The 26,147-nt window shown below is 68.1% G+C and carries 20 protein-coding genes; 14 read left to right on the top strand and 6 right to left on the bottom strand.

Annotated elements, in window-relative coordinates:
• Positions 1-39 precede the first annotated feature (39 nt).
• From ACFVV0_RS07455 to ACFVV0_RS07420, 8 genes are all read left to right on the top strand, one after another.
• Positions 40-1,188: an FHA domain-containing protein gene (locus ACFVV0_RS07455; protein ID WP_387060495.1), complete on the top strand. Its 1,149-nt coding sequence runs from the start codon at positions 40-42 to the stop codon at positions 1,186-1,188.
• Positions 1,189-1,225: 37 nt separating this feature from the next.
• On the top strand, positions 1,226-2,062 hold the full coding sequence (locus ACFVV0_RS07450) for a PP2C family protein-serine/threonine phosphatase (RefSeq protein ID WP_387060492.1): 837 nt from the start codon (positions 1,226-1,228) through the stop codon (positions 2,060-2,062).
• 224 nt (positions 2,063-2,286) lie between these two features.
• The gene (locus ACFVV0_RS07445; protein ID WP_387060490.1) at positions 2,287-3,702 is read left to right on the top strand and encodes a serine/threonine-protein kinase; all 1,416 of its coding nucleotides are present in this window, start codon (positions 2,287-2,289) and stop codon (positions 3,700-3,702) included.
• Positions 3,675-9,629 carry an Ig-like domain-containing protein gene (locus tag ACFVV0_RS07440; RefSeq protein WP_387060487.1) on the top strand — a complete coding sequence of 1,985 codons (5,955 nt, stop codon included), beginning with the start codon at positions 3,675-3,677 and terminating at the stop codon, positions 9,627-9,629. The genes ACFVV0_RS07445 and ACFVV0_RS07440 overlap by 28 nt, the downstream gene beginning before the upstream one ends.
• 88 nt (positions 9,630-9,717) lie before the next feature.
• Entirely contained in the window at positions 9,718-10,689 is a 972-nt protein-coding gene (locus ACFVV0_RS07435) for an AAA family ATPase (RefSeq protein ID WP_387060484.1), read from the top strand.
• A complete protein-coding gene (locus tag ACFVV0_RS07430; RefSeq protein ID WP_387060481.1) occupies positions 10,686-12,029 on the top strand; it encodes a DUF58 domain-containing protein in 1,344 nt (447 codons plus the stop codon). The genes ACFVV0_RS07435 and ACFVV0_RS07430 overlap by 4 nt, the downstream gene beginning before the upstream one ends.
• Before the next feature lies 1 nt (position 12,030).
• Entirely contained in the window at positions 12,031-14,349 is a 2,319-nt protein-coding gene (locus ACFVV0_RS07425) for a transglutaminase-like domain-containing protein (RefSeq protein ID WP_387060478.1), read from the top strand.
• Positions 14,350-14,414: 65 nt separating this feature from the next.
• Positions 14,415-14,918, top strand: coding sequence for a hypothetical protein (locus tag ACFVV0_RS07420; protein ID WP_387060476.1), 504 nt, complete (start codon positions 14,415-14,417; stop codon positions 14,916-14,918).
• On the opposite strand, the gene ald is transcribed toward ACFVV0_RS07420, so the two are convergent.
• The gene (gene ald, locus ACFVV0_RS07415; protein ID WP_387060474.1) at positions 14,919-16,034 is read right to left on the bottom strand and encodes an alanine dehydrogenase; all 1,116 of its coding nucleotides are present in this window, start codon (positions 16,032-16,034) and stop codon (positions 14,919-14,921) included.
• 395 nt (positions 16,035-16,429) lie between these two features.
• On the opposite strand from ald, the gene ACFVV0_RS07410 reads away from it, so the two are divergent.
• The 4 genes from ACFVV0_RS07410 to ACFVV0_RS07395 are packed head-to-tail and all read left to right on the top strand — an operon-like array spanning position 16,430 to position 20,536.
• The gene (locus ACFVV0_RS07410) at positions 16,430-17,614 is read left to right on the top strand and encodes a PotD/PotF family extracellular solute-binding protein (RefSeq protein ID WP_387061760.1); all 1,185 of its coding nucleotides are present in this window, start codon (positions 16,430-16,432) and stop codon (positions 17,612-17,614) included.
• Positions 17,614-18,813 carry an ABC transporter ATP-binding protein gene (locus tag ACFVV0_RS07405; protein WP_387060471.1) on the top strand — a complete coding sequence of 400 codons (1,200 nt, stop codon included), beginning with the start codon at positions 17,614-17,616 and terminating at the stop codon, positions 18,811-18,813. Before ACFVV0_RS07410 ends, ACFVV0_RS07405 begins: the two co-directional genes overlap by 1 nt.
• Positions 18,813-19,739 (top strand): ABC transporter permease, encoded by a 927-nt coding sequence (locus ACFVV0_RS07400; RefSeq protein WP_387060468.1) that lies wholly within the window; start codon positions 18,813-18,815, stop codon positions 19,737-19,739. The genes ACFVV0_RS07405 and ACFVV0_RS07400 overlap by 1 nt, the downstream gene beginning before the upstream one ends.
• Positions 19,736-20,536, top strand: a complete 801-nt coding sequence (locus tag ACFVV0_RS07395) for an ABC transporter permease (RefSeq protein WP_387060466.1) — start codon at positions 19,736-19,738, stop codon at positions 20,534-20,536. Before ACFVV0_RS07400 ends, ACFVV0_RS07395 begins: the two co-directional genes overlap by 4 nt.
• 130 nt (positions 20,537-20,666) lie before the next feature.
• Here ACFVV0_RS07395 and ACFVV0_RS07390 read toward each other — a convergent pair whose 3' ends face one another.
• Both ACFVV0_RS07390 and gabT read right to left on the bottom strand, forming a co-directional pair.
• Positions 20,667-21,665, bottom strand: a complete 999-nt coding sequence (locus ACFVV0_RS07390; RefSeq protein ID WP_387060463.1) for an asparaginase — start codon at positions 21,663-21,665, stop codon at positions 20,667-20,669.
• Positions 21,662-23,023: a 4-aminobutyrate--2-oxoglutarate transaminase gene (gene gabT, locus ACFVV0_RS07385; protein ID WP_387060460.1), complete on the bottom strand. Its 1,362-nt coding sequence runs from the start codon at positions 23,021-23,023 to the stop codon at positions 21,662-21,664. Before gabT ends, ACFVV0_RS07390 begins: the two co-directional genes overlap by 4 nt.
• A gap of 37 nt (positions 23,024-23,060) precedes the next feature.
• On the opposite strand from gabT, the gene ACFVV0_RS07380 reads away from it, so the two are divergent.
• Positions 23,061-23,534 carry an OsmC family protein gene (locus ACFVV0_RS07380; protein ID WP_387060458.1) on the top strand — a complete coding sequence of 158 codons (474 nt, stop codon included), beginning with the start codon at positions 23,061-23,063 and terminating at the stop codon, positions 23,532-23,534.
• A 93-nt stretch (positions 23,535-23,627) separates the two neighbouring features.
• Here ACFVV0_RS07380 and ACFVV0_RS07375 read toward each other — a convergent pair whose 3' ends face one another.
• Positions 23,628-23,891 carry a hypothetical protein gene (locus tag ACFVV0_RS07375; protein ID WP_387060455.1) on the bottom strand — a complete coding sequence of 88 codons (264 nt, stop codon included), beginning with the start codon at positions 23,889-23,891 and terminating at the stop codon, positions 23,628-23,630.
• 84 nt (positions 23,892-23,975) lie between these two features.
• On the opposite strand from ACFVV0_RS07375, the gene ACFVV0_RS07370 reads away from it, so the two are divergent.
• Positions 23,976-24,452, top strand: coding sequence for a CGNR zinc finger domain-containing protein (locus ACFVV0_RS07370; RefSeq protein ID WP_387060453.1), 477 nt, complete (start codon positions 23,976-23,978; stop codon positions 24,450-24,452).
• Here the strand turns inward: ACFVV0_RS07370 and ACFVV0_RS07365 are convergent.
• Positions 24,449-25,129, bottom strand: coding sequence for a lysophospholipid acyltransferase family protein (locus ACFVV0_RS07365; protein ID WP_387061758.1), 681 nt, complete (start codon positions 25,127-25,129; stop codon positions 24,449-24,451). The genes ACFVV0_RS07370 and ACFVV0_RS07365 overlap by 4 nt on opposite strands.
• A 141-nt stretch (positions 25,130-25,270) precedes the next feature.
• The gene (locus ACFVV0_RS07360; protein WP_387060450.1) at positions 25,271-26,131 is read right to left on the bottom strand and encodes a hypothetical protein; all 861 of its coding nucleotides are present in this window, start codon (positions 26,129-26,131) and stop codon (positions 25,271-25,273) included.
• Positions 26,132-26,147 lie beyond the last annotated feature (16 nt).

The following is a 26,147-nucleotide window of genomic DNA, read 5'->3' as shown; positions in this document are numbered from 1 at the left end:
AGGGCGCCGACGCCGACAGGAAAGCGGGAGGATCGAGAGGTGACTCCCGGCTTCACCAGGTACGCACCGGCGAGCGGTGCGCGCGACTGGCTCCTCGTCGCCGGCAGGCGGTTCGTCGCCGCTTTCGAGAGCACGGTCTCCGACGAGATCCTCGACACCGTCTGGTGGCTGGCCGAGTCGGAGTTGGCGACCATCGAATCCGTCGTCGGCGCCTTCCCTCTCACCGGCACGGATGCGGTGCGGTCGTTCGCGGTTGCCGAGCTGGGTGAACCCAACGCGGCGGGCGAAGTGGTGGTCACCGCCGTCGTACGGGGGACCGCCGTCGTCGACGTCTTCTCGGTGGGCGGTTCCCGGCGCTTCTCGGCCGGTGGTGTGCAGCCGTGGGTGCTCGCCGAATTCCGCTCCGTGACGGGGCTGGTGATCGGCGGCGACGATCTCGCGACCGGGCCGGTGGCGCAGGCGACCGTCGGCTCCCTCCCGCTCGGCACCGGCATCGTCGACGGGGAGGTGCTGGTCTGGTCGTCCGCGGCGCTCAAACGCCTCCCTCGCGATGCTCCCGACGCTTCGCAGAACGAGAGCCACGGCTCTCCGGCGGAGAATACCGACGAGACGATCATCCGGCCGAGGGGCGGAGCGAGCCTCTTCGCGCATCCCGGAGCCGAGCCCGAGACCGACCCGGAATCCGATCCTGTTCCTCAGGGCGGTCAGCCTGCCGCACACGAGCTCCCCGGCGCCGTCGACATCGAGCCGCCCGCCGACACGCCGAAGCCGACCGGTGGAGCCGCCGACTCCGACGGCTTTCCGCCGACGCAGCCCGTGGCGATCGTCCCGGCAGCTCGCCGCTTCGCGATCCGGCTCGGCTCGGGGGACGCGTTCGCCTTGGACGTGCCCGTGCTGATCGGCCGGCGGCCCGCGCCGCTCCGGGTCGCATCCGGCCCGCAGCCGAGGCTGATCGCGGTCTCCTCACCCGACCAGCAGGTGTCGTCGACCCACCTGCAGATCGAGCAGGTGGGGGACGCCGTCGTCGTGACCGATCTCCGATCCACGAACGGCACCGTGGTGAGTCCGCTCGGCGGCCGAAGCTCCCGGCTGCGACCGGGACAGTCGATGGCGGTGCTGCCAGGTGCCATCGTGGAGATCGGCGACGGTAATATCATCGAGATCACTGCCGCTCCGGAGGAATCGTGAGAACCGATTCGTCTGTCACGACTAGAAGAGGACGCGAGTGACCCAGATCGGTCGCAGCAACAGACGCCACACCGTGGTCGTGCCTGGTGACTCAGACGCGCGCATCAGCCTGTCCTGGGCAGCGCTCAGCGACAAGGGGTACCGGAGATCGGTCAACGAGGACAGCCTCCTGGCACGATCCCCGATCTTCGCCGTCGCCGACGGCATGGGAGGCCACACCGCAGGCGACTTCGCCAGCACCGCGGTCGTCACCCGGCTCGCCGAACAGGTGGCCGTCGACTTCGTGGGCGAAGACGCTCTCACCGCGGCCCTGCGCTCGGCGGTCGACGACATGGGCCGCGGCGTCGGACACACCGACCTCGGAACCGGCACGACCGTGACGGGGATCGCCTTGACGCTGGTCGACGACGCCCCGTACTGGCTCGTCTTCAACATCGGCGACTCGCGGGTCTACAACTACCGCGACGGAACCCTGGAACAGCTCACCGTCGACCACTCCATCGTGCAGGAGCTGCTCGACGCCGGGGCGATCACGCCCGCCGAGGCGGAAGTGCATCCGCACAGCAACGTGATCACGCGCGCTGTGGGGTTCAACGAAGATCCGGTCCCCGACTTCTTCCTCTTCCCGATCGTCGCGGGGTCGCGGCTGCTGGTCTGCTCGGACGGTCTGACGAAGGAGCTGACCGAGCACGGCATCCGTCACTTCCTCGGCGAGGGCAGCTCCCCGCTCGACGCCGCCCAGCAGCTGATGGATGCGGCGCTCGGCAACGGAGGCCGCGACAACGTCACCGTCGTGGTCGTCGACGTGCTGGCCACGCCGGAGAGCGGGCTGCACCGCGAGGGAGTCGCCCGCCGGGCAGCACGCCGCCACTGAGCTGCCCCCGAAATTCGCCGAGTGGGGTACAAGCTGTCCCCCGAGTTGGGGGTGCTTGCGATGCCCCCAGTCCGGGCTCAGGGCCTCGGCAGCCGATCTGGCGCTGCCTACAATGGTGGAACGATTGCCGGAGGCCCGTGCGGCGTGCGCGGCGTAGTTGAGACCCACGTCCATCAGCATCGATCGGTGCACCAGTCCAACCGGGAGGGGATATGGCCCGGCGCTTGCCGTCACAGCCACCGAACCTCCCCGGGTTCTCGTACGTTCGAGTGCTCGGGTCGGGTGGTTTCGCCGACGTCTTCCTGTATGAGCAGAACCTTCCGCGCCGTCAGGTCGCCGTGAAAGTGATGCTGGCAGAGGTCGTCACGAGCCAGGTCAAGCAGATGTTCCAGGCCGAGGCCAACCTCATGGCGCAGCTGAGCACGCACCCGTCGATCCTCACGGTGTATCAGGCGAGTGTGTCCGCGGACGGCCGCCCGTATCTGGTCATGGAGCTCTGCTCGGCCGCGATCGGACAGCGCTACCGCGTGGAGCCGCTCCCCGTCGCCGACGTGCTCAGCATCGGGGTACGGATCGCGAGCGCCGTCGAGACGGCGCACCGCGCGGGAGTGCTGCACCGCGACATCAAGCCGTCGAACATCCTGACCACCGCATACGGGCATCCGGTGCTCAGCGACTTCGGGATCGCCGCGACACTGGGCGAGGCCGACGTCACCGAGGCGATCGGCCTGTCGATCCCGTGGTCGGCGCCCGAGGTGCTGCTCGATGAGACGAGCGGAACGATCGCGAGCGAGGTGTGGGCGCTGGGAGCGACGCTGTACTCGATGCTCGCCGGACGCTCGCCCTTCGAGCTCCCCGGGCGCGAGAATACGTCTTCGGAGCTGATCCAGCGCATCACGAAGGGACGACCGCAGCCGATCGGCCGCCCGGATGTGCCGCCGCGGCTCGAGCAGGTGCTGTTGCGGGCCATGTCGAAGAAGCCGTCCAACCGGCAGCGAAGCGTGCTCGAGTTCATCCGCGAGCTGCAGGCGGTCGAGACCGAGCTCGGGCTGCCCCAGACCCCGATCGAGGTGGCGATGGACGATTGGGCCCTCGCCACCGCCGACGACCCCGAAGATCGCACTCGAATCAAGGGTGTCGTCTCCATCGATCCCTCCGGTGCACGGCGACGACGGCGTCAAGCGGTCGCGCAGACAGGGCCGCGGGCGCACACGAGCACGGTCGTGCGGGAGAGCGTCGGAAGTCAGCCGAGTGCACCCAGCGCTGCTCGTCCCCGATGGTCTCGTCCGCTCGTGCTCGCAGTCTCCGCGTGCGCCGTGCTGGTCGCGGCGCTGGTGGTCACCGCGTCGCTCGTTCTCGTGAAGGTCTCCACCAGCAGTGAGATCCCGGCGGTGCGCGATCTCTCGGGCCGCGTCTCGAACAGCACGATCGTCTTCACCTGGAGCGATCCCGGCCTGCAGCCGGACGACACCTATCAGGTGGCGGTGGGCGATCAGCCGCCGAGCATCCAGCACGCCACCGAGTTCCGGGTGGATGCGAAGGCCGGCGAGACCGTGTGTGTGACGGTCACCGTGAACCGAGACGGCAAGACGGGGCAGCCGAGCGGTCAGAAGTGCGTGGAGAGGACGAACGGCTCGTGATCGGCCGGTGGCTCGCTGCCCACAAGTCGCTCGTCGCCACGGCGACGAGCGGTACGGCCGTGATCGCTCTGGTGACCACCCTCGCGGTGGTCTCGGGAGGCTACAGCGCCCAGCGGATGGAGCTCGGTGACGCCGCCGTCTGGGTCGCCAGCGACACGAAGAAGGCCCTCGGCCGGGCGAACACCGAGATCGACAAGCTGAACTCGGTCGTCTCGGGTACGGGCGAGGCGCTGGACGTCGTGCAGGACGGAGCGAATGTGCTCCTCATCGACAAAGAGGCGAACACCCTGGCGCTCGTCGACCCCGCCACGTCGGAAGCCGGCAAGACGGTCGCCCTGCCGCCGCGCGACCCCGCCGTGCAACTGGCCGGCGACCAGGTCTCGCTGCTGTCGCAGACGACCGGCCAGCTCTGGCTCACCACCGTCTCGCAGCTGGAGGACTTCAACGCCGGTTCGGCGCCCACCATCGACCTCGGCGGCCGGGCTGTCGCCTCGCTCGACCCGTCGGGCGTCCTCTACGCGTACCTGCCCGACACGCGCATGGTCACCCGTATCGACATCAGCGGCGCCGAGCCGGCGACCAGTTCGCAGAAGGTGGCCACGACCGGCGAGGGCCGGAACGCCGTGATGACCGTCGTCGGTGGCACCTGGGCGCTCTTCGATCCGGATGAGCGCAAGCTGTACACCGCGACCCGCACCATCGATCTCTCCGGCGAGCTCACGGCGGGCTCCGATCCCGTGCTGCAGCAGCCGAGCGCCACCGGGGATTCGGTGTCGATCGCTACCGCATCCGGACTGATCCGGGTACCGCTGGTCGACGGCGGGGCGACCCAGCCGGTCACCGGTCAGTCCGGCGCACCGGCCGCTCCGATCACGGTCGACGGATGCACGTACGCAGCGTGGAGCGGAGGCACCACCTGGCGGGATTGCCCGGACGGCGGGGGAGTGCAGCGCGGGACGCTGGGCGATGTCCCCTCCGGTGCCGCGCTCGCCTTCCGTGCGAACGGCGACCGCGTCGTGCTGAACGACACCAAGTCGGGCGTCTCGTGGGCGGTCCAGAGCGGAAACGCTCGCATCGACAACTGGGACGAGCTCGTGTCGAAGAAGGACACCCAGGAGCAGGTCGACCAGAACAAGCAGGACACCCCGCCGCAGTACGAGAAGCAGCAGCAGCAACCGGTGGCGGTCGACGACACGTTCGGGGCCCGGCCGGGTCGCGTTACCCCGCTGCCCGTTCTGCTCAACGACTACGACCCGAATGGCGACGTTCTCGTGATCGACTCGTTCACGAGCATCGCCGACACCCAGGGCACGCTCGAGCTCACCAACAGCAACCAGCAGCTGCAGATCACCCTGCCGCAGAGCGCGAGCGGATCGATCGCCTTCGACTACACCATCTCCGACGGACGCGGTGGCACGGCCAGCGCCCACGTGGTCGTCTCGGTACGGCAGCCGACCGAGAATTCTCCTCCGGTGTGCACCCGCACGGCGAAGGCCGTGGTGCAGACCGGCGGACGGGTGACCGCACAGGTGCTCGGCGACTGCTACGACCCTGACGGCGACTCGTTCTTCCTCGCGAGTGCAGCGGCCGTCGCGCCTGACACTGTGACGTACACCCCGCAGGGCAAGGTCGCGTTCTCCGACCACGCCGCAGGCGGCGACCTCAAGGATGTCTCCCTCGTCGTCTCCGACGCGCGGGCGCAGGGCACCGGAACATTGGCCGTCACCGTGCGCGCGCCCGGCCAGGTGCCGATCATCGCCGATCCGTTCGCGGTGCTCGCCTACCAGGATCAGGAGATCACGATCCAGCCGCTCGACCACGTGCGGGGAGGCTCGGGAACGGTACGGCTGAGCAATGTCCCTGCGAAGGCCGATGCGACCCTGACACCCGACTACCAGGGCGGCACCTTCCGGTTCGAGAGCGAGCAGGTCGGCACGCACAACATCGAGTACACGGTCACCGACGGGGTCATCACGACCACCGGAACCGTGCGGATCGACGTGAAGGCACCGCCCGGCGCGAAGACCAGCCCGATCGCCGTGCCGCACACCGCGTTCATCCGGGAGCAGAGCACGCAGGACGTGGACGTGCTCTCGACCGACATCGACCCCTCCGGCGGAGTTCTGCTCGTCACCGGTGCGACTGCTCCGCCTGCGTCGACCGGCTTGCGGGTGGAGATCCTCGGGCAGCGCACCCTGCGCGTGACGCTCGGCCGTCCGCTCGACGGGCCGATCGACTTCCACTACACCCTCAGCAACGGCCTCGCCGAGACCGAGGGCACGGTGACCGTCGTGCAGTTGCCGTCGCTGACCGTGCACCAGCCGCCGATCGCGGCTCCCGACTCCATCTCCGTGCGTGTCGGCGACGTGGTGGACATCCCGGTGCTGGCCAACGACATCCAGCCCGACGGCGACAAGCTCACGCTCGATCCCGCGCTCGCGACGCCGCTGCCCGCGGGGGCGGGTCTGCTCTTCGCGAGCGGGGACAGCCTTCGCTACCTGGCACCGTCGAAACCGGGCAACTTCACTGCGGCGTACCGCGTCGCGGGGGAGGACGGCCAGTGGGCGACGGCGGACGTGACGATCTCGGTCCGTGAGCGCGACGAGGCGACCAACAACCCGCCCGTGCCGAAGACCGTGACCGCCCGCGTGCTGGCGGGCGATACGGTCCGCATCACGATCCCGCTCTCCGGGATCGACCCCGATGGGGACTCGGTGCAGTTCATCGGGCAGGAGACGAACCCGCAGAAGGGCGCGGTCGTCGCATCCGGACCCGATTGGATGGACTTCCAGGCCGGCGAATACGCGGCGGGCACCGACACCTTCACGTACGCGGTGGTGGATGCGCTCGGCGCACGGGCCACCGGAACCGTCCGGATCGGCATCGCCGCCCGGGTGGACGGCGCTCGCAACCCGGTCGCGATCGAGGACGACGTGACCGTGCGGCCGGGCAAGACCCTGTTCATCCAGGTGCTCGCCAACGACAGCGATCCCGACGGGAGCCCGCTGAGCGTCGCGAAGATCAGCTCGCTCGACGGCAAAGCGAAGGCGAAGATCCAGGACGACCTCGTCGTCGTGACGGTGCCGAAGCAGGAGGGCGTGTACACGTTCCTCTACACGATCCAGAACGATCGTGGCGGAACGAGCGAGAACTTCGTGCGGGTCACCGTGTCCAGCAAGGCGCCGCTCGCGCGACCGATCGCCGACGACACCGTGCTCGGCCTCTCCGACATCCTCGGACGTCAGCACGTGAACGTGAACGTGCTCGCCAACGTGTTCTTCGCCGACGGCCCGGTGTCGAATCTCACCGTGCAGGTGGTCCCCGGATACTCGAGCACCGCGCAGGTGACGCCGGGCAAGCGCATCCGGGTCGCGGTGGGTCCGCACAGCCAGATCATCCCGTTCAAGGTCACCAACCCCGACGACGAGTCGCTCTCCGGGTACGCCTTCGTGCGTGTGCCGGGCTACGACGACGCGCTGCCGCAACTCAAGCGCGGCGCCCCGAAACTCTCTGTGTCGAGCGAGAAGACGCTGACGATCAAACTGAACGACTACATCGTCGCCGTCGGCAACCGCAAGGTCCGGCTCACCGACGCAGCCACGGTGCGCGCGACCCACGCGAACGGCGACGACCTGGTGGTCAGCAACGACACCCTGGAGTTCACCAGCAGCTCGCGTTATTTCGGCCCGGCGTCGATCTCGTTCCAGGTGACGGATGGGAGCTCCGCGACCGACCCGAAGGGCAACGTGGCCACGATCGTGCTGCCGATCACGGTCACCCCGCGCACGAACCAGCCGCCGTCCTTCAACGGTGCGCTGATCGACTTCGAGCCGGGGCAGTCGAAGACCGTCGACCTCACCAAGCTCACGAGCTACCCGTACGCGAAAGACCAGGGCGAACTCGAGTACTCCATCCAGGATCCGAGACCGCAGGGGGTCGGCCTGTCGCTCAAGGGGCAGAAACTGACGATCGACGTCGCGGAGGGAACGCCCAAGGGTGCGCAGCCGTCGATCGCGATCGGGGTGAAGGATGCGGTGAACACCGGTCAGGCGGGCCGCATCGACCTCAACGTCGTCCCGTCGACCCGGCCGCTCGCCTCGCCGCAGGCCGACAGCGTCATCGCCCCGCGCGGCAAGACCACGACGTACGACGTGCTCGCCAACGACGCGGCGACCAACCCGTTCCCCGGCAAACCGCTGAAGGTCGTCGGGGTGCGCGGTCTGGATTCGGCCAATCTGCCCGAGGGTGTGTTCATCACTCCCAGCGCGGACAAGTCGACGCTGAGCATCCAGGTCTCGGATACTGCGGCCGCCGCGGACACGACCCTGCAATACGAGGTGGCGGACGCGACCGGCGACAGCGACCGCTACACCTGGGGAACGGTCACGGTCTCGGTGCAGGACCGACCGGAACCGGTCTCGAACGTGCAGGTCACGTCCTTCGCCGACCGCACTCTCGGATTCTCCTGGATTCCCGGGGCATTCAACAATTCGCCGATCACCGGGTTCCAGGTGACCGTGAACCGCGCCGACAACGGACAGGTGGTCTCGACGACGACCTGCGCGACGACCTCGTGCACTGTTCCGACTCCGGGCAACGGGCCGTCGAACGCTGTCACCGTCGCGGTCGCCGCGCGCAATGCACTCGGGCTCTCCGATGCGACCGCGTACTCCGAGCCGGTGTGGTCGGATGTGGTGCCGAACGCCCCCTCGAACGTCTCGTGGACACCGCTCGACCACGGCCTGCGCCTGACGTGGACGAAGCCGGCCGATGTCGCCGGATCCAGCCCCATCACCTCCTACCTGGTCAGCGTCGGCGGCGCGACGGCATCGCTGGTCCCTCAGCGCAGTGACCCGGTCGGCACGTCGTACTCGCTGAACGTGGCCGACGGGAGCATCCCGAACGGTGCACCGGTCGGCTTCGCGATCGCGTCGCGCAACGACTTCTACGCCGGCCGTACGACGTGGAACCAGACCCAGGGGAGCGCCGTGCCTGCCGGAGGGCCGATCCTGACCGGCACAGCTCCCATCGTGACCCCGAGCGTCACCGACGGCCGGTCGGCGACGCTCAGCTGGTCGGGCGTCTTCGGCGACAACGGGCAGGGGATCAGCTCGTACTTCGCGGCCGTATTCGAGGGCGGCACGCCGCCGAGCTGTACCGTGACCGGCGTCGAGAACGGCAATCCGGTGCTGAACGTCGACCCCCGGAGCTCGCGGTTCAGGCAGACCGCGAACGGCCAGGTGTCGTTCGGCGGCCTGACGCCGGGCCGCGACTATTCGTTCATGGTCTACGCGTACAACGGGCAGGGATGCACTCCCAGCGGCGTCGTGACCGCCACCCCACGGCAGGCGCCCAGCACCCCGACGGGTGCGAGCTTCAGCAACGGTCCCGTCGACGGCGGGAACGGCCTGTGGGACTTCGCGCTGACCGACCTGGCGTACACGCCGGGCAGCGGCGGGGGCAGCACCGTCCTCACCTACCGGATCGACGGGGACAACGGGGTGTCGGAGACCGGGCAGCTGAACGGCACGACGGGCGTGCTCGTGGGCGCAGGGGGCAACCACTACGGAACCGGCTTGACGTTCACCGTGCTCAGCATCTGCGAGCAGTACGGGGGTGGAACTCAGATCTGCAACAGCGCGAGCGATCCGCTGTTCAGCAAACGGATCGGCGGCGTCGCGGTGAGCACGCAGCTCGGCGGCACGCACTACGACGCCCCCAGCAACACCTTCACCTGGACCAGCTGGCCGACGGGTTCATACACCTCCGTCACCTACAGCTGCGACGGAGTGACGCAGATCCCGATGCCCGCTCTCGGCCAGACAGCCAGCTGTGTGGCGACACAGGCCTCGCCGGTGCTCCGGGTCACCGTCGTCGCCAACGGGACGACATATGTCCGCAACTATGCGAGTGGCGACTTTGGATAGCCCGGGGAACGCCATACTGAATGGCGGCACCGCATTCGGCGGTGCCGCGGCTGAACCCATGACCCCGACGCCCCAGAGAGGCCAGAGCATGACGATGACCCCCGAGCAAGCGAGCTGGTTCTCGGGCGTCTTCGAGCGCATCGTGTCCAACATCGACAGCGTGCTGCTCGGCAAGGCTCACATCATCCGGCTGGCGCTGACGGCGCTGTTCAGCGAAGGTCATCTGCTGCTCGAGGACTATCCCGGCACCGGGAAGACCTCGCTGGCGCGGGCGATCGCAGAGAGCGTGCGGGGCACGAGCAACCGGGTGCAGTTCACTCCCGACCTTCTGCCGGGGGACATCACCGGCGTCAACATCTTCGACCAGCGCAGCGGCGCGTTCGAGTTCCACCGCGGCCCGATCTTCGCGAACATCGTGCTCGCCGACGAGATCAACCGCGCGAGCCCGAAGACCCAGTCCGCCCTGCTCGAGGTGATGGAGGAGGTGCAGGTCACCGTCGACGGTGTGCGGCATCCGGTCGGCACCCCGTTCATGGTGATCGCGACCCAGAACCCGATCGAGCAGGCGGGCACATACCGCCTGCCCGAGGCCCAGCTCGACCGATTCCTGATGAAGGCCTCGATCGGGTACCCCGACCATGAGGCGACGCTGCGCATCCTCGAGGGCTCGGAGCGCAAGGCGCACGAGGTGGTCGTTCCCGAGGTCATCTCCGCCGCGACCGTCGTCGAGATGGGCACGATGGCGCGCAGCGTGCACGTGGATGCGGCCATCAACGACTACGTCTCACGGCTCGTCGACGCCACCCGCAACGCAGACGAGGTCCGCCTCGGAGTGAGCGTGCGAGGCGCCCTCGCCCTGCTGCGTGCGTCGAAGACGCTCGCAGCTTCCGTCGGCCGCTACTACGTGACGCCCGACGATGTGAAAGCCCTCGCCGAGCCCGTGCTCGCCCACCGGCTGGTGCTCGACCCCGAAGCGGAGTTCGAGGGGGTCACCACCTCGAGCGTCATCGCGCAGCTCCTCATCGAGACGCCGCCGCCGATCGATCGGCCCGCCGTGTGACCACCACAGTCAGCCGAACCCAAGTAGAGCTCACCAACGCCAGAGCCAAGCTCGTCGGCAGCCGCGACGGCGTACTGGCGGATGCGATCGTCTGGCTCGTCCGGTCGACCAGGGTCGTCTGGTCGGCCGTCGCCGTCGCCTGGCGCTGGCTGACCGCGGTCATCACGCCCCTCGGCTGGTCGATGATCGCCGTCGCCTCGCTCGCCCTGGTCGGCGGGTACGTCTTCGGCTGGACCGAGGCGGTCGTCATCGGCTGGACCGCGCTCGCGATGCTGCTCGTCGCCACCGCGTACCTGGCCGGGCGCAATGCGTACCAGGTGCACCTGTCGCTGCCGGCGAACCGGGTGGTCGTCGGCGACAAGGCTCCCGGCGAAGTGCAGACGACCAACCCCACCCGGCGCAGGCTCGCGGGCGTTCGTGTCGAGGTTCCGGTCGGTCAGGGGCTCGCCGAGTTCGCGTCGCCGTCGCTGGCGGGCGGGGAGAGTCATTCCGACGTGTTCGTGGTGCCGACCGCCCGGCGCGGAATCGTGCCGATCGGGCCCGTACGCACCGTCCGGGCCGATCCGGTCGGGTTGCTGCGGCGCGAGATCGTCTGGGCGGAGTCGCTCGACCTGTTCGTGCATCCGCGCACCATCGCCATCCCGAGCATGAGCACCGGATTCGTGCGCGACCTCGAGGGCGCCCCGACCCGCGACCTGACGTCCAGCGACGTCGCCTTCCACGCGCTGCGCGAGTATGTGCCGGGGGATGAGCGGCGCAACATCCACTGGAAGAGCACGGCGAAGACCGGCAGCTACATGGTGCGCCAGTTCGAGCAGACCCGGCGCAGCCACCTCCTGGTGGCTCTGAGCCTCTCAGCCGCCGACTACGCGAATGGCGAGGAGTTCGAGCTCGCCGTGAGCGCGACCGGCTCGCTCGGCGTTCGGGCGATGCAGGACTCGCGCACGGTCGCCGTCGTCGCGAGCGCTCTCACCCCCGACTTCGCGAAGCGCGCCGTTCACAGCGTGCGCCGCATCAGCACGGTCAACCGCGGCCGGCTGCTCGACGACCTCTCGGGTGTCGAGACCGCGGAGACCGCACTGCGGATGCCGGAGCTCGCCCGGATCGCGTCCGAGGGGGCGGCCGGCACCTCGATCGCCTTCCTCATCTGCGGCTCCACGCTCGGCGCGGCTCAGCTGCGGTCCGCCGCGGCGCACTTCCCGCTGGGGGTGGATGTGGTCGCCATCGTCTGCGACGCGGGCGCCGTGCCGTCGCTGCGTCGGGTGACCGACCTGAGCGTTCTGACGATCGGCTTCCTCGAAGACCTCCAGAAGAGCCTCGCCAAGCGGATGGCCGCGTGAGATGACCACGAGACGCGGCGGCTTCGCCATCCTCAACACCCTGTTCGCCCTCGCGGCGACGGGGCTCGCAGCGTGGTCTTTCTGGGGCGTGTACCAATCGGCCGCCTTCGTCGTGATGGTGTCGGTCACGCTCGTCGTCGGCGCGGCAGTGGCCATCCTCGGAGCACTCTTCCGCTGGCCGAGCATCGTGATCGCGGCGCTCGTCGTGGTCGTCTTCCTCGGACTGGGCGTGCAGCTGGCCATCCCCGGCGAGGCGACGGCCGGGGGACTGCTTCCGACCGCCACAGGATTCTGGGAGCTGGTCCAGTCCACCTGGTTGAGCTGGAAGCAGCTCGTGACGATCTCCCTTCCGGTCGGCTCGTACCAGGCGCTGCTCGTTCCGGCGTTCATCCTGACGCTGCTCACGATCGTCGTGGCGCTGTCGATCGCGCTTCGGGCCAAGCGTGGGGAGCTCGCCGCCCTGCCGCCGGTGCTGTTGCTGGTCTCCGGCATCCTTCTCGGCTCAGGAGTGTCCGCCGTTCCCCTGTGGCTGCCTCTCACCCTGCTGGCCGTGCTGCTCGGGTGGATGATCTGCTTCCGCTGGCAGCGCCGATCCGCCGCGCTCCGCGGTCTGGCCGAGCAGAGCGGGATGGTCGTCGAGACTCCGCGCGAACGCCGCTTCCTCGGGGTGCGCACGGTGGCGGGCGCCGCCGTCATCCTGCTGGTGGCGGGCGTCGCAGGAACGGCCGCCAGCGTCATTCTGCCCGCCCGTTCCGAACGCCAAGTGATCCGCACAGCGGTGGAGCAGCCCTTCGACCCGCGCGCGTACCCGAGCCCGCTCAGCGGCTTCCGCTCCTACCTGCAACCGCCGCGCGCTGACGAGGCGATGCTCACGGTCACCGGACTGCCCGCGGACCACCGCATCCGGATCGCCACCCTCGACACCTACGATGGAGTCACATACTCGGTTGGCACCGACACGGTGACCAGCGCCTCCGGATCCTTCACCCGGATGCCGTACCGCCTCGACCAGACCGGTGTCGCCGGTCAGCGCGAGACGCTGTCCGTGACGATCCGCGGCTACCGCGGCCCCTGGGTGCCGGGAAGCGGCCAGCTGCAGGAGATCTCGTTCGGAGGCGACGAAGCCGCCGCGCTCACCGCATCGTTCTTCTACAACGACGTGACCGGCACGGCTGCCGTCACCGATGGTCTCCGCAGCGGCGACAGCTACACGCAGGACTCGGTGGTCAAGCCGCTCGTGTCGGCCGCGGCGCTCGAGCGGCTGCAACCGGGGAGCGCTCCGGTTCCCAAGCCGACCGTCATCCCCGACGAGCTGGCCCTGACCCTGCAGAAGTACACCGCCGGCGTGAGCGGCGCGGGCGCCAAACTCGCCGCCGCCCTCCGCGGTCTCGCCGAGAACGGCTACATCAGCCACGGGGTCGGCCCGGACGAGCCGGCCAGCCGTTCCGGGCACGGTGCCGACAGGATCACAGAACTGCTCACCGACATCCCGATGCTCGGCGACCAGGAGCAGTATGCGGTGACCGCGGCGCTCATGGCCGGGCAGCTGGGCTTCCCCGCGCGCGTGGTGGTGGGATTCGTCGCCCCCGACGACGCGAACCGCGAGCAGGCGGTCACGCTCACCGGCTCCGACATCTCCGCATGGATCGAGATTCAGACGGCCGACGCCGGGTGGGTGACCGTCGACCCCACCCCGCCCGTGCGACCCGTGCCGCCGAAGCAACCGGACGAGCCCACTCAGATCTCACGGCCGCAGACCAATGTGCAGCCGCCCGTCGACGAGAACCAGCAGCAGCGGGTCGAGCCGCCGCAGGCACAGGTCGACACCGCCGATCAGCCGCAGCCGAATCCGGTGCTGGATGCGATCCTCGGCATCATTGCGCTGATCGGCTGGGTGCTGCTCGTGCTGGCGATCATCGCCGCCCCGTTCCTCGCCGTCGTCGGCGCGAAGTGGCGCCGTCGTGCCCTGCGCAGGAGCGCGGCCACTTCGGTGGAGCGCATCGAGGGAGGCTGGCGCGAGTTCGCCGATGCAGCCATCGACCACGGCTACGAGCCGGCGCCGTCATCGACCCGCAAGGAGGTGGCGACCACCATCGGTGGTGCGCGGGCTGCTGCGCTCGCGTCGGTCGCCGACCGGGCGGTGTTCAGCCCGACCGCGCCGACGCCGGACGAGGCGGACTCGGTCTGGAAAGCGGTCGACGACCTGCGCCGAGCGCTCTCCCGACGGGAGACACGCTGGCGGCGCTTCGTCGCGGCGATCTCGCTTCGCTCGCTCGGCTACCGTGGGTGGGGAAGCAACAGAAAGAGGAGCAGGCAATGAACTGTCGGGTGTGTGGCAGCGAGTTGTCCGACGGGACGCTGTTCTGCGGGTCGTGCGGGAGTTCGGTGACGGCCACCCGTGTTCGGCCGCCGGCGGTCGCGGATGTGCGACCATCAGACACGACTGTCGTCGAGCGCCTCCCGAAGCCCGCCGTCGCCGGCCGGTTTCCGGGCGACGACCCGGCAGAGACCCAGGCGATGGTCGTCGAACCGATCGAGGCCGCTCCACTGGTCGAGACCCCGGTCGTTCGCTACACGCTGAGCTTCTCGACGGGGGAGACGGTGATCGTCGCCGGCTCGGGCCTCATCGGCCGCCGCCCCATCACCCAGCCCGGGGAGCAGGTCGACCAGCTGGTGGCGATCCAGGATCCCGCGCGCTCGGTGTCGAAGACGCATCTCGAGTTCGGCCTCGAGGCCGGCGAACTGTGGATCTGCGACCGCTACTCCGGCAACGGAACCGTCGCCCATCCACTCGGCGGCGTGCCCCGGCAGTGCGAGGCGGGGCGTCGCTACCGCGTCACCGCCGGAACGCGCGTCGAGATCGGCGACCAGTGGTTCGACGTGAGCTGATCAGGCGAGCGCCGCATCGATGCCGACCGCGGTGAGGCCGTGGGCGGCGGCGACCGCGGAGTTCGTGACGCTGCCGCCGTGCACGTTGAGGCCGAGGGCCAGCGAAGGGTCCGCTTGGAGCGCATCCCGCCAGCCGCGGTTGGCGATGGCCCGCGCGTAGGGGAGGGTCGCGTTCGTCAGCGCGTACGTCGAGGTGTGCGGCACCGCGCCCGGCATGTTCGCGACACAGTAGAACAGCGACTGGTGCACGGTGAAGGTGGGGTCCGCATGGGTCGTCGGATGCGAATCCTCGAAGCAGCCGCCCTGGTCGACAGCGATGTCGACGAGCACGCTGCCCGGGCGCATCCGGGAGACCAGTTCGTTGCTGACCAGCTTGGGGGCCTTGGCACCCGGAACGAGCACGGAACCGATCACGAGGTCGGACGCGACGACGGCCTTGTCGATCTCGAAGCTGTTCGAGGCGATGGTCTTGATGCGTCCGGCGTAGAGCGCGTCGAGTTCGCGCAAGCGCGCGATGTTCGTGTCGAGCACGGTGACCTCGGCGCCCAGTCCGACGGCGACGCCGATCGCATTGGTGCCGGCCACGCCGCCGCCCAGGACGGTGACGACTGCGGGATGCGTTCCCGGAACGCCGGGGATGAGCAGGCCCGGTCCGCCGTTCGGCTTGAGCATGGTGTTGGCGCCGACGATCGGCGCGAGCCGCCCGGCGACTTCGCTCATCGGCGCGAGGAGGGGGAGCGCACGGTTCGGCAGCTGTACGGTCTCGTAGGCGATCGCGGTGACCTGAGCGTCGATCAGCGCCTTCGTGAGCTTCTCCTCCGCGGCGAGATGCAGGTAGGCGAAGAGCACGAGACCCGACCGGAAGTATCCGTACTCGCTCTCGACCGGCTCCTTGACCTTCAGCACGAGGTCCGCGATGCGCCAGGTGCTGGCCGCGTCGGGCATGATCGTCGCGCCCGCCGACACGTAGTACTCGTCGGGAATCGACGACCCCGTCCCCGCGTCCGTCTCGACGAAGACCTCGTGACCGTTCGTCACCAGATCGTGCACGCCGGAGGGGGTGATCGCCACCCGGAACTCGTTGTTCTTGATCTCGCGGGGGATCGCGACCTTCATGAGGCTCCTAACACGTCGGCGATGAGCGGTTCAGCACCCTCACCCTAGTCGCAAGCACGGATGATTTCGACCGGATTCAGATCGCATTCGTGCTGATTTCGTAAATTCTGTGTGACGGAATGGTCGATTTCGCCAGCGGATGCGAATGGTCGTTTTCGAGCGGAACGACCTGTCGACCCCGCACCGACGGTTTCCGGCGTCGATCGGCCGAATCGAAACGGATTTCGTAAAGATTGTGTTACCAGATTGCCGATTTGCCCTTCAATTGGTGCGCATCGCTCCGGCTTATGCCAGTATCATCCCACCGCAAAGACGCGGCTACGTTGAGCGACCTAGTAGGCCTGTATGACCCTGAAGGAGCACCCGTGAATTCGAGACAGCTTCCGCAAGACCCGATGATCCAGAAGCTGATCCAGGCCTCCAGGCAGGCTCAGATGACGAGACGGGGTGTGCTCGCGGGCGTCGGCGCCAGCGCGGCGGCTCTGGCATTGGCCGCCTGCTCCACCGGCGGGGCGTCCGGCAAGCCGACTCCCGCCAAGGACGTGTCGGCCACCGACAAGACGCTCACCTGGGCGAACTGGCAGGCCTACCTCGACCAGGACGACGACGGCAACTATCCGACCCTCGAGGCGTTCGAGAAGCAGAGCGGCATCAAGGTCAAGTACGACGTCGCCGTCGACGACAACAACACCTACTACGCGAAGGTCAAGGACCAGCTGGCGCTCGGCAAGGACATCGGTGCCGACACGGTCTGTCTGACCGACTGGATGGTCGCCCGCCTCATCCGCTTCGGTTACGTGCAGAGCTTCGATGAGGCGAACATCCCGAACAAGAAGAACGTGTCGCCTGCTCTCGAGAACGCCGACTTCGACCCCGGCCGCAAGAAGTCGCTGCCCTGGCAGAGCGGATTCGCGGGAATCTGCTGGAACAAGTCGAAGGTTCCCGGTGGACTCAAGTCGGTCGACGACCTCTGGAAGCCGGAGCTCAAGGGCAAGGTCGGCGTGCTCAGCGAGATGCGCGACACCATGGGCCTGATCATGCTGCAGCAGGGCGTCGACATCTCGAAAGACTTCAGCGACGACGACTACAACAAGGCCATCGACAAGATCACCAAGGAGGTGAGCGACGGCCAGATCCGCAACATCAAGGGCAACTCGTACCTCAACGACCTGAAGAGCGGCGACACCCTCGCTGCCATCTGCTGGTCGGGTGACATCACCCAGCTGAACGCCGAGGCGGGCGACAACTGGGAGTTCATCCTTCCCGAGGCCGGCGGAACCCTCTGGAGCGACAACTTCGTCATCCCGATCGGATCGCCCCGCAAGGCGAACGCCGAGAAGCTCATCGACTACTACTACCAGCCGGAGGTCGCCGCGGAGGTGGCGGCCTGGGTGAACTACATCACCCCGGTCGTCGGCGCCAAGGAGGAAGCCGTGAAGATCGATCCCGAGCTCGCGGACAACCAGTTGATCTTCCCCGACGACGACACACTGGCGAAGGCGAAGATCTTCCGCACGCTCACGCCGGCCGAAGAGCAGAAGTATCAGGCCGCCTTCCAGAAGGTCATCCTGGGCGCCTGATGCCGAAGGGGACTTTCGCCGAGTCGGGCGCCGACCTGCAACTGGTCGGGATCAAGAAGCGCTTTCCCGGGTTCACCGCCATCGAGCAGCTGGACCTCACCATTCCAGCCGGGTCGTTCTTCGCCCTGCTCGGGCCCTCCGGATGCGGCAAGACCACGACCCTGCGCCTGGTCGCGGGCCTGGAGGAACCGACCGAGGGGCAGATCCTCATCGGCGGCAAGGACGTGACCACGACCAAGCCGTTCCAGCGTCCGGTGAACACCGTGTTCCAGAGCTATGCGCTGTTCCCGCACATGACCATCCTCGAGAACGTCGCGTTCGGTCTCCGGCGGCGGCGGATCAGTGACGCGGTGAGCAGAGCCCACGAGGCGCTTCGGCTGGTGGAGCTCGATCATCTCGCGGCCCGACGCCCCGCATCCCTCTCCGGTGGTCAGCAGCAGCGGGTCGCGCTCGCCAGGGCCATCGTCAATCGACCGGCCCTCCTGCTGCTCGATGAGCCGCTCGGTGCCCTCGACCTCAAGCTGCGCCGTCAGATGCAGCTCGAGCTCAAGTCGATCCAGACCGAGGTCGGACTCACGTTCGTGCACGTCACCCACGACCAGGAGGAGGCCATGACGATGGCCGACACCGTCGCCGTGATGAACAAGGGTGCGATCGAGCAGATGGGCGCTCCCGAGGTGCTCTACGAACTGCCTTCGACCGTGTTCGTCGCCAACTTCCTCGGCCAGTCGAACCTCTTCGTCGGACCGGTGCAGGATGCCGGCGGCGACACCCTCGGCGTCGAGGTCGCCGGTCAGCGGCTCATCGTGCCGAAGTCGCGCGCGCAGCGTCAGAGCGGAACCGTCACCGTCGGCGTACGGCCGGAGAAGCTGACGCTGCACTCGTCGCCGGATGCCATCCCGGCCGGCCGCAACGTGCTCGGCCCCGGCCGCGTCTTCGACGTCTCGTTCAGCGGGGTGAGCACGCAGTACCTGGTCGACGTCCCCGGCGTCGGCACCGTGATCGTGTTCGCCCAGAACCTCAGTGCGGGCCCCGCCATCACGCTCGGCGACGAGGTCTGGGCGGCATGGGACGCGGCGCACACCTTCGTGCTCGCGGACGACCTGCCCGCTGCGGGCCGCTTCGACGACGACACCGACACGCAGATGATCGCGGCCCAGGCGAAGTCGAGCCTGCTCACGGAGCTCGAGGAGGCGTAATGGCCCTCGCCGCCTTCTCCACGGCCGCGCCGCCTCAGCAACAGGATCAGGAGCCGGCGCAGCGCCGTCGCAGCGGCATCGCGTTGGTGCTCCTGCTTCCCGGGGTGCTCTACCTCGTGCTGTTCTTCCTGACGCCGCTGGTTTCGCTGATCATCACCTCGTTCCAGGCACCGGTGCCCGACGGCGACATCGGTCAATACCAGGCGGCCTTCCGCTGGGAGAACTACACGGAGTCGATCGCCGAGTACTGGCCGCAGATCATCCGGTCGTTCATCTACGCGCTCCTGGCGACGGCGGCCGCTCTGCTCATCAGCTACCCGCTGGCATACTTCATCGGCGTGAAGGTGCGGAAGTACCCACTGGTGCAGAACCTGCTGATGACCCTCGTCATCGCGCCGTTCTTCATCAGCTTCCTGCTGCGCACGCTCGCCTGGAAGCAGCTGCTCTCGGACGACTCCTGGTTCACGACCTCGCTGAAGGCGCTGTCGATCCTGCCACCGGACGCCCATGTCACGGGAACGGCGTTCTCGGTCGTGTTCGGCCTCACCTACAACTTCATCCCGTTCATGACCCTGCCGCTCTACGCCACCCTCGAGCGCCTGGATGTGCGCTATCTGGAAGCGGGAAGCGACCTGTACGCGAACGCCTTCACGACCTTCCGCAAGATCACGCTGCCGCTGTCGCTGCCGGGCATCGTCTCCGGAACGCTGCTGACCTTCATCCCCGCGGCCGGTGACTACATCAACGCCTCCCAGGACTTCCTCGGCGGGGCCGACACCTCGATGATCGGAAACGTCATCGAGAGCAACTTCCTGGTGCTGCAGAACTATCCGACGGCGGCAGCGATGTCCGTGGTGCTGATGGCGGTCATCCTCGTCATCGTCGGCGTCTACGTGAAGCGGAGCGGAACGGAGGACCTGCTGTGAAGTTCCGGTTCAAAGGCCTCGGACTCGGCGTCTACGCCTTTCTCGCGTTGGCGTTCCTGCTCATCCCCATCGTCTACACGTTCATCTACTCGTTCAACGACGCACTCAAGAACAACATCGCCTGGCGCGGCTTCACCCTGCACAACTGGACGAACGTCTGCGATGCGGCCGGCATCTGCGACGCGTTCATGGCCAGCATCATCATCGGCCTGATCTCGACCGTGATCGCGACCGTGCTCGGCACGATGATCGCCATCGCGCTCATGCGCTACCGGTTCCGCTTCCGCTCGCAGACGAGCCTGCTGCTGTTCCTGCCGATGGCGAGCCCCGAGGTCGTGCTCGGCGCCGGCCTCGCCGCTCAGTTCCTCAGCCTCAGCGTCAACAAGGGCTTCGGAACGATCATCATCGCTCACGTCATGTTCTGCATCAGCTTCGTCGTCGTAACGGTGAAGGCTCGTGTGGCGAGCCTCGATCCGGCACTCGAGGAAGCGGGACGCGACCTCTACGGGTCGCCGATCGCGGTCTTCTGGCGTATCACGTTCCCGCTGCTGCTGCCGGGCATCCTGTCGGCTGCTCTGCTGTCGTTCTCGCTCAGCTTCGACGACTTCATCATCACCAACTTCAACGCCGGTGCAGTGACGACGTTCCCGATGTACATCTACATCGCGGCCTCACGCGGCATCCCCGCCCAGGCCAACGTCATCGCCTCCGCGGTGTTCATCATCACGATCCTCGTGGTGCTGATCTCGCAGGTCACCGCCGCGGCACGAGCCAAACGGCTGGCCCGGATGTCGTAGCACCGCCCTCCCGCCGGCTCGCCGGCGCTCCAGACCCCCAAAAACCGTACGGCCCGACACCACCCAGGTGCCGGGCCGCTACGGTATGGCGGTTGCCGACCTTCCGGATGACCGGCGCCGGCTGTACCGGTCAGGCCGGATAGGAGGCGCGGATCTCGCCGACCGGGAGGCCGCGGCCCAGCACGGCCAGGTCGAGCTCCGGCACCAGCGCCTCGACGGCAGAGCGTTCGACCGCGCCCGCGTCGGCGAGCAGCGAGAGAGCCACGATCGTCGCGGCGCGCAGGCTGCCGTCGAGCACCTTGAGGGTCACGGTGGTGCCGTCGGGAGCGGCCATGACCATCACGCCCTCGGCACCGCCCTTGGTGAATACGCCAAGACGGTCGATGACGACGGTGTTCGCTCGTCCCGGGCCATCGATCGCCCAGCCGTTGGCGAGCACGGCGTTCTTCAGCGTGGCCGCATTGCGGTACAGGGCGAACGGAGAGCCGTCCGAGGCGGTCGCGATGCGCTGGATGCCGCGGGCGAGCGTGGTGAGGGCCATCGCGTGAACGGGAGCACCGCATCCGTCGACCCCGGTGGTCACGACCTTCTCGCCCGTGAGCCGTTCGATGGTGTCGCGGATCAGCAGCTGCAGGGGATGCTGCGGGTCCAGGTAGTGCTCGGTCGACCAGCCGTTCACCGTGCAGGCGAGCAGCATGGCCGCGTGCTTTCCCGAGCAGTTCATGAACAGGGGCTTCTTGGTGGCACCGCCTCGGATGAGGTCGTCCCGCGCGGATGAGTCGAGTGGCCAATCGGCAGGGCACTGCAGAGCATCCTCGGAGAGCTGGGCCTGCGCGAGCAGGCCGCGCACGACCGAGAGATGTGCGGGAGTGCCCCCGTGGCTGGCCGTCGCCAGCGCGGCGGCGGCGCCTTCGAGAGGAACGCCGGCACCCATGATCGCGATGGCCTGGAAGGGCTTCATGCTCGAACGGGGGAAGATCGGCGCGGTCGGCTCGCCGAGCGAGCGCACGACCGTTCCGTCGGGGCCGAGCACGACGGCCGAGCCGAGATGCCGCGACTCGACGAAGCCGCTGCGCTCGACGAGGGCGAGCTCGACGGCTTCGGCGCCGGTGAAGACCGCGGGGGTCACAGGGCTGCGAAGGCGTCGTCGAGCACCGAGACGGCGTCGGCGATCAGCTCGTCGGAGACGGCCAGACTCGGCAGAAAGCGCAGCACGTTGCCGTAGGTTCCTGCGGTGAGCACGAGAACGCCGTGCTCGGCCGCGTAGGCGGCGATCGCCGATACGGCCGCCGCGTTCGGCTCTTTGGTGGTGGATGCGGTGCCCGGCATCACGAGTTCGATCGCCAGCATCGCGCCGATGCCCCGCACATCCCCGATGATGTCGTACTTCTTCTGGAGCTCGAACAGGGCAGGCTTGAGCGCGAGCTCGATGCGCTTGCCCTCGGCGAGCAGGTCGTTCTTCTCGATCTGCTCGAACACCGCGATCGCGGCGGCCGCGGCGACCGGGTTGCCGCCGAAGGTTCCGCCGAGCCCGCCCGGCTGAGCCGAGTCCATGATTTCCGAGCGACCGGTGACGGCGGCGAGCGGCAGGCCGCCCGCGATGCCTTTCGCACTCAGCACGAGGTCGGGAACCAGGCCGAAGTGCTCGCTGGCGTAGTAGGCGCCGGTGCGGGCCATGCCGCTCTGGATCTCATCGGCGATGAAGACGACGCCGTTGGCGGTGCACCACTCCTGGAGCGCGACGAGGTAGCCCTCGGCCGGCACCATGAATCCGCCCTCGCCCTGGATCGGCTCGACGACTAGGCAGGCCAGGTCGGATGCGCCGACGATCTTCTCGAGGTAGCCGATCGTACGCGCGGCCGCCTCGGCGCCGCTGAGTCCGTCGTGGTACGGGTACGAGCTGGGTGCGTGGTACACGTCGCCTGCGAACGGACCGAATCCGGTGCCGTAGGGCATCGCCTTGAAGTTCATGGCCATCGTGAGGTTGGTGCGGCCGTGGTAGGCGTGGTCGAGCACGGCGACGGCACGGCGCCCGGTGTGCTTGCGGGCGATCTTCACGCCGTTCTCGACGGCCTCGGCGCCGGAGTTGACGAGCACCGTCTTCTTGGCGTGGTCGCCGGGGGTGTGCTCCGCGAGCAGCTCGGCGACGCGGACGTACTCCTCATACGGGGTGATGGTGAAAAGGGTGTGGATGACGTCCTGAAGCTGGGCGGCAGCGGCCTCGACGACGGCCGTCTCGGTGTGTCCGATGGTGGTCACGCCGATGCCGGCGCCGAAGTCCACGAACTGGTTGCCGTCGACGTCGACGAGGATCGCACCATTGGCCTTCGCGATGTAGACGGGGAGCGTCGAGGACACTCCGGTCGGCACGACGGCGAGCCGGCGCTGGTGCAGTTCCTGCGACTTCGGTCCGGGGATGGCGGTGACGATGCGGCGTTCTTGGGCCACGGTGTGGACGGATGCGTCCGTGGGCAAAGTGTCAGTCATGATGAAACGAGTTTAGCTGCGGTGCGAGAATCGAACCATGAACCTCGAGCACAGCTACGCGATCGACCTGGAGTGGACCGGCAATCGGGGTGAGGGCACATCCGGCTACAAGAGCTACGGACGCGACCACGTCGTGTCGGCCCCGGGCAAGGCGCCGATCGAGGGCTCTGCCGACAGGGTGTTCTTCGGCGACCGGGACCGCTGGAACCCCGAGGAGCTGCTGCTCGCCGCCCTCAGCCAGTGCCACATGCTCAGCTATCTCGCCGAGGCGGCCCAGGCGGGCGTGGTCGTCGTCGGCTACACGGATGCGGCCACCGGCGTCATGGAGCAGACTTCGAACGGCGGCGGACATTTCACCAGCGCCATGCTGCGGCCGCGGGTGACGCTGGCCGATCCCGCCCAGGCCGAGCTCGCCGCCTCCCTGCACGCCCCGGCGGCCGCCAAATGCTTCATCGCCGCCTCGATGAACTTCCCGGTCGAGCACGCCCCCGAGATCTACACCCTCGCCTGAGCCCCACGACCCGTAAACGCAATCGAGTACAGCCGAAATCCCCCTCTCACGCTGGTGAGAGGGGGATTTCGGCTGTACTCGATTGCGTTGCGGCTAGGCGCAGCCGAGGGCGGCCGTGCGGGCCGTCGCGGGAGCGGCCGACGGGGCGGACGATGGGGTCGGCGTCGCAGTCGTGGGTGCGGCAGCCGCGCGGCGGGACTGGTCGGCCAAGCGGTGCATTGTCGCGGCCCAGCGGCCGTCGCGCTGCAGCGGCGACTCTTCGCCGCGCGCCTCGCGCTGCTGGCGCAGAAGCGTGCGCTCCCTCTCCTTCTCACCCAGTTCGGCGATGCTCGTCAACCAGAGTGTCAGCGGATGCATGGTGTCCTCCCTCGGACGATAACCTGCTAATCGGTTTCACTGGTTAGAGCCTACCGTAACCCACTATAGGGTTACAATGGTTACATGCGTACGAATGCACCCGATCTGGGAGCCGAGCTGCTCGTCGACTTCCTCAACACGCTGGATGTCGAAGAGGGCACGGATGCCATCGACGATCCGGGCGAGTTCGGTGCCTGGGCGAGCCGTCACGGCGTCGCCGAGGGGGATCCGGCGGAGGCCAAGCGGGTTCGGGATGCGCTGCGGTCCGTCGTCGACGGGGAGGGCGCATCCCTGCCGTCGGTCGAACTCGTCACCGCGTGCGGCGACCGCAGCGTCGGCCTGACCGCCCGGACGGCCTCGGAGGCCGCGGTCGCCTCGTCGGTGATCCTGAGCATCCAGGGCAAGTTCGAACGCGTGAAGCTCTGCTCCGCCGACGACTGCCGCTGGGCCTTCTACGACCAGTCACGCAACGGTTCGCGTACCTGGTGCAGCATGGGCGTCTGCGGCAACCGGCAGAAGGCACGCACCTACCGCGCGAAGCAGGGCGACAGCGAGGACTAGAGGCGCTCGGGGCGTAGCGCGCGCTTGACCCGCTCGACAGCGCCGGCCGGGGGAGCCTCGTTGTACTTGTCGGCGAGCTCCTGCCCGGTGAGGCCGTGGATCGCCGCCATGATCTCGTCCGTCGCCTGGCGCCTGGCGCGTCCCGAGTCGGCACTGCCGTAGTGGCTGAGGTCGAGCGGCTCGCCGAATGCGATCGTGATGCGCTTGATGCGGGGGATCTTGGTGCCGATCGGTTGCAGCTTGTCGGTGCCGATCAACCCGACCGGAACCACTTTGGCTCCTGTGGTGAGCGCGAGCCAGCCCACGCCCGTGCGGCCCTTGTAGAGCCGGCCGTCGAGCGAACGCGTGCCCTCGGGATAGATGGCGAAGGCGGCGCCGGTGTCCAGGATGCGCTTGGACTGGTCGAGCGCATCCTGTGCGGCCTGTCCCGCCCCGCGTTTCACCCCGACCGCGCCGATCGAGGTGAAGAACGACCGCGACAGTGCGCCCTTGAAGCCCTTGCCCTCGAAATAGTGCGACTTGGCCAGGAACTGCACGCGGCGCGGCGCCATCAGCGGGATGACGATGCTGTCGATGAACGACAGGTGGTTGCTGGCGAGGATGATCGCGCCGGTGCGCGGAACGTTCTTGCGCCCGACGACCTTCGGCCGGTAGAGCAGCCGTGCGATGGGGACCATGACCAGGCGACCGAACAGGTAGAGAGCCCCGGGACGCTTCACTGCGTCGGGGCCGTCAGTGTCTGTCCCGTCATCGGGCACGGTCGTCGTCACTTAGATGAGCGTAGTCGCGTCTGTATTCCGTGGCGCGTATGTGCGCGCTCACATTCCGTCGAAGGGACGGATCGGCGCGCAGCCGAACCCGCCGGCGTAGTTGAGGCACTGGGGGATCCAGCCGACGAACCGCACAGTGAGGGGTGACCCGAACCATTGGTTGTACAGGCGGGAGAAGTTCAGGTTGCCGAAAGTGGAGCACGAGCCCGCCGGCCCCTTGGGGTTCGCCAGCGTCTCGTCGTTCGGCTGATAGGGCGTGTAGTTGTAGAGGTTGGCGGTCGCCTGGTTCACGATGTGCACCCTGCTGGTGCCACAGGCGATGTTCGGGTGGAACTGGATGTCGTTCGCACCGATCTGGTAGCGCCAGTCGTCCGGATGCACCGTGTACTCCCGGAACTGCCAGGCCGCGCGATAGACCTGATTGAAGAAGCCGAAGAACTTGCTGTCGCACGCGGCGGTGTCCGGGCACGCATATCCGGTCGCCTTCTGGTATCCGGATGCGCTCGGCGCGGTCAGCAGGGACTGCTCCTTCTGCAGCAGCACGAGCAGCACCCGCGGGCTGATCGTGCACGCCTGTGCCACCCGCGCGATGATGCTGCTCGCCGATTCGTCCCGTTGGCCGCGCATCGCGGTGCACCGCCCTTTCGAGGCTGCGACGGAGGGAGTGTCGACGCGGTACCGCGCGAGGCAGGGCGAATCGTCTTTGGGCTTGCACGTGCGGTCGTCCAGGAACTCCTGGATGTCCGCAGCGGTCATCGCGTTCGGGTTGAAGAAGCTGTCATCGCTGATGATGTCGCCGGGGTCGAAGGTCTGCTTCGGCTCCGCGACGACACCGACGGCCGGCACGAGGGTCAGGGCCACGGCGACCGCCGCGACCCCGGCCAGCGTGCGCCAGCGCATGATCCGCATCCCGCTGACGTCTCAG

The organism is Leifsonia sp. NPDC058230 (assembly GCF_042882245.1).
Taxonomy (GTDB): Bacteria; Actinomycetota; Actinomycetes; order Actinomycetales; family Microbacteriaceae; genus Leifsonia.
This window is presented reverse-complemented; position numbering and strand designations above follow the sequence as displayed.

Coding starts and splice junctions, on each gene's coding strand:
- ACFVV0_RS07435 (WP_387060484.1), top strand. CDS start 9,718: ATGACGATGACCCCCGAGCAAGCGAGCTGGTTCTCGGGCGTCTTCGAG.
- ACFVV0_RS07425 (WP_387060478.1), top strand. CDS start 12,031: ATGACCACGAGACGCGGCGGCTTCGCCATCCTCAACACCCTGTTCGCC.
- ald (WP_387060474.1), bottom strand. CDS start 16,034: ATGAAGGTCGCGATCCCCCGCGAGATCAAGAACAACGAGTTCCGGGTG.
- ACFVV0_RS07410 (WP_387061760.1), top strand. CDS start 16,430: ATGATCCAGAAGCTGATCCAGGCCTCCAGGCAGGCTCAGATGACGAGA.
- ACFVV0_RS07405 (WP_387060471.1), top strand. CDS start 17,614: ATGCCGAAGGGGACTTTCGCCGAGTCGGGCGCCGACCTGCAACTGGTC.
- ACFVV0_RS07400 (WP_387060468.1), top strand. CDS start 18,813: ATGGCCCTCGCCGCCTTCTCCACGGCCGCGCCGCCTCAGCAACAGGAT.
- gabT (WP_387060460.1), bottom strand. CDS start 23,023: ATGACTGACACTTTGCCCACGGACGCATCCGTCCACACCGTGGCCCAA.
- ACFVV0_RS07380 (WP_387060458.1), top strand. CDS start 23,061: ATGAACCTCGAGCACAGCTACGCGATCGACCTGGAGTGGACCGGCAAT.
- ACFVV0_RS07375 (WP_387060455.1), bottom strand. CDS start 23,891: ATGCATCCGCTGACACTCTGGTTGACGAGCATCGCCGAACTGGGTGAG.
- ACFVV0_RS07370 (WP_387060453.1), top strand. CDS start 23,976: ATGCGTACGAATGCACCCGATCTGGGAGCCGAGCTGCTCGTCGACTTC.
- ACFVV0_RS07365 (WP_387061758.1), bottom strand. CDS start 25,129: ATGGTCCCCATCGCACGGCTGCTCTACCGGCCGAAGGTCGTCGGGCGC.
- ACFVV0_RS07360 (WP_387060450.1), bottom strand. CDS start 26,131: ATGCGGATCATGCGCTGGCGCACGCTGGCCGGGGTCGCGGCGGTCGCC.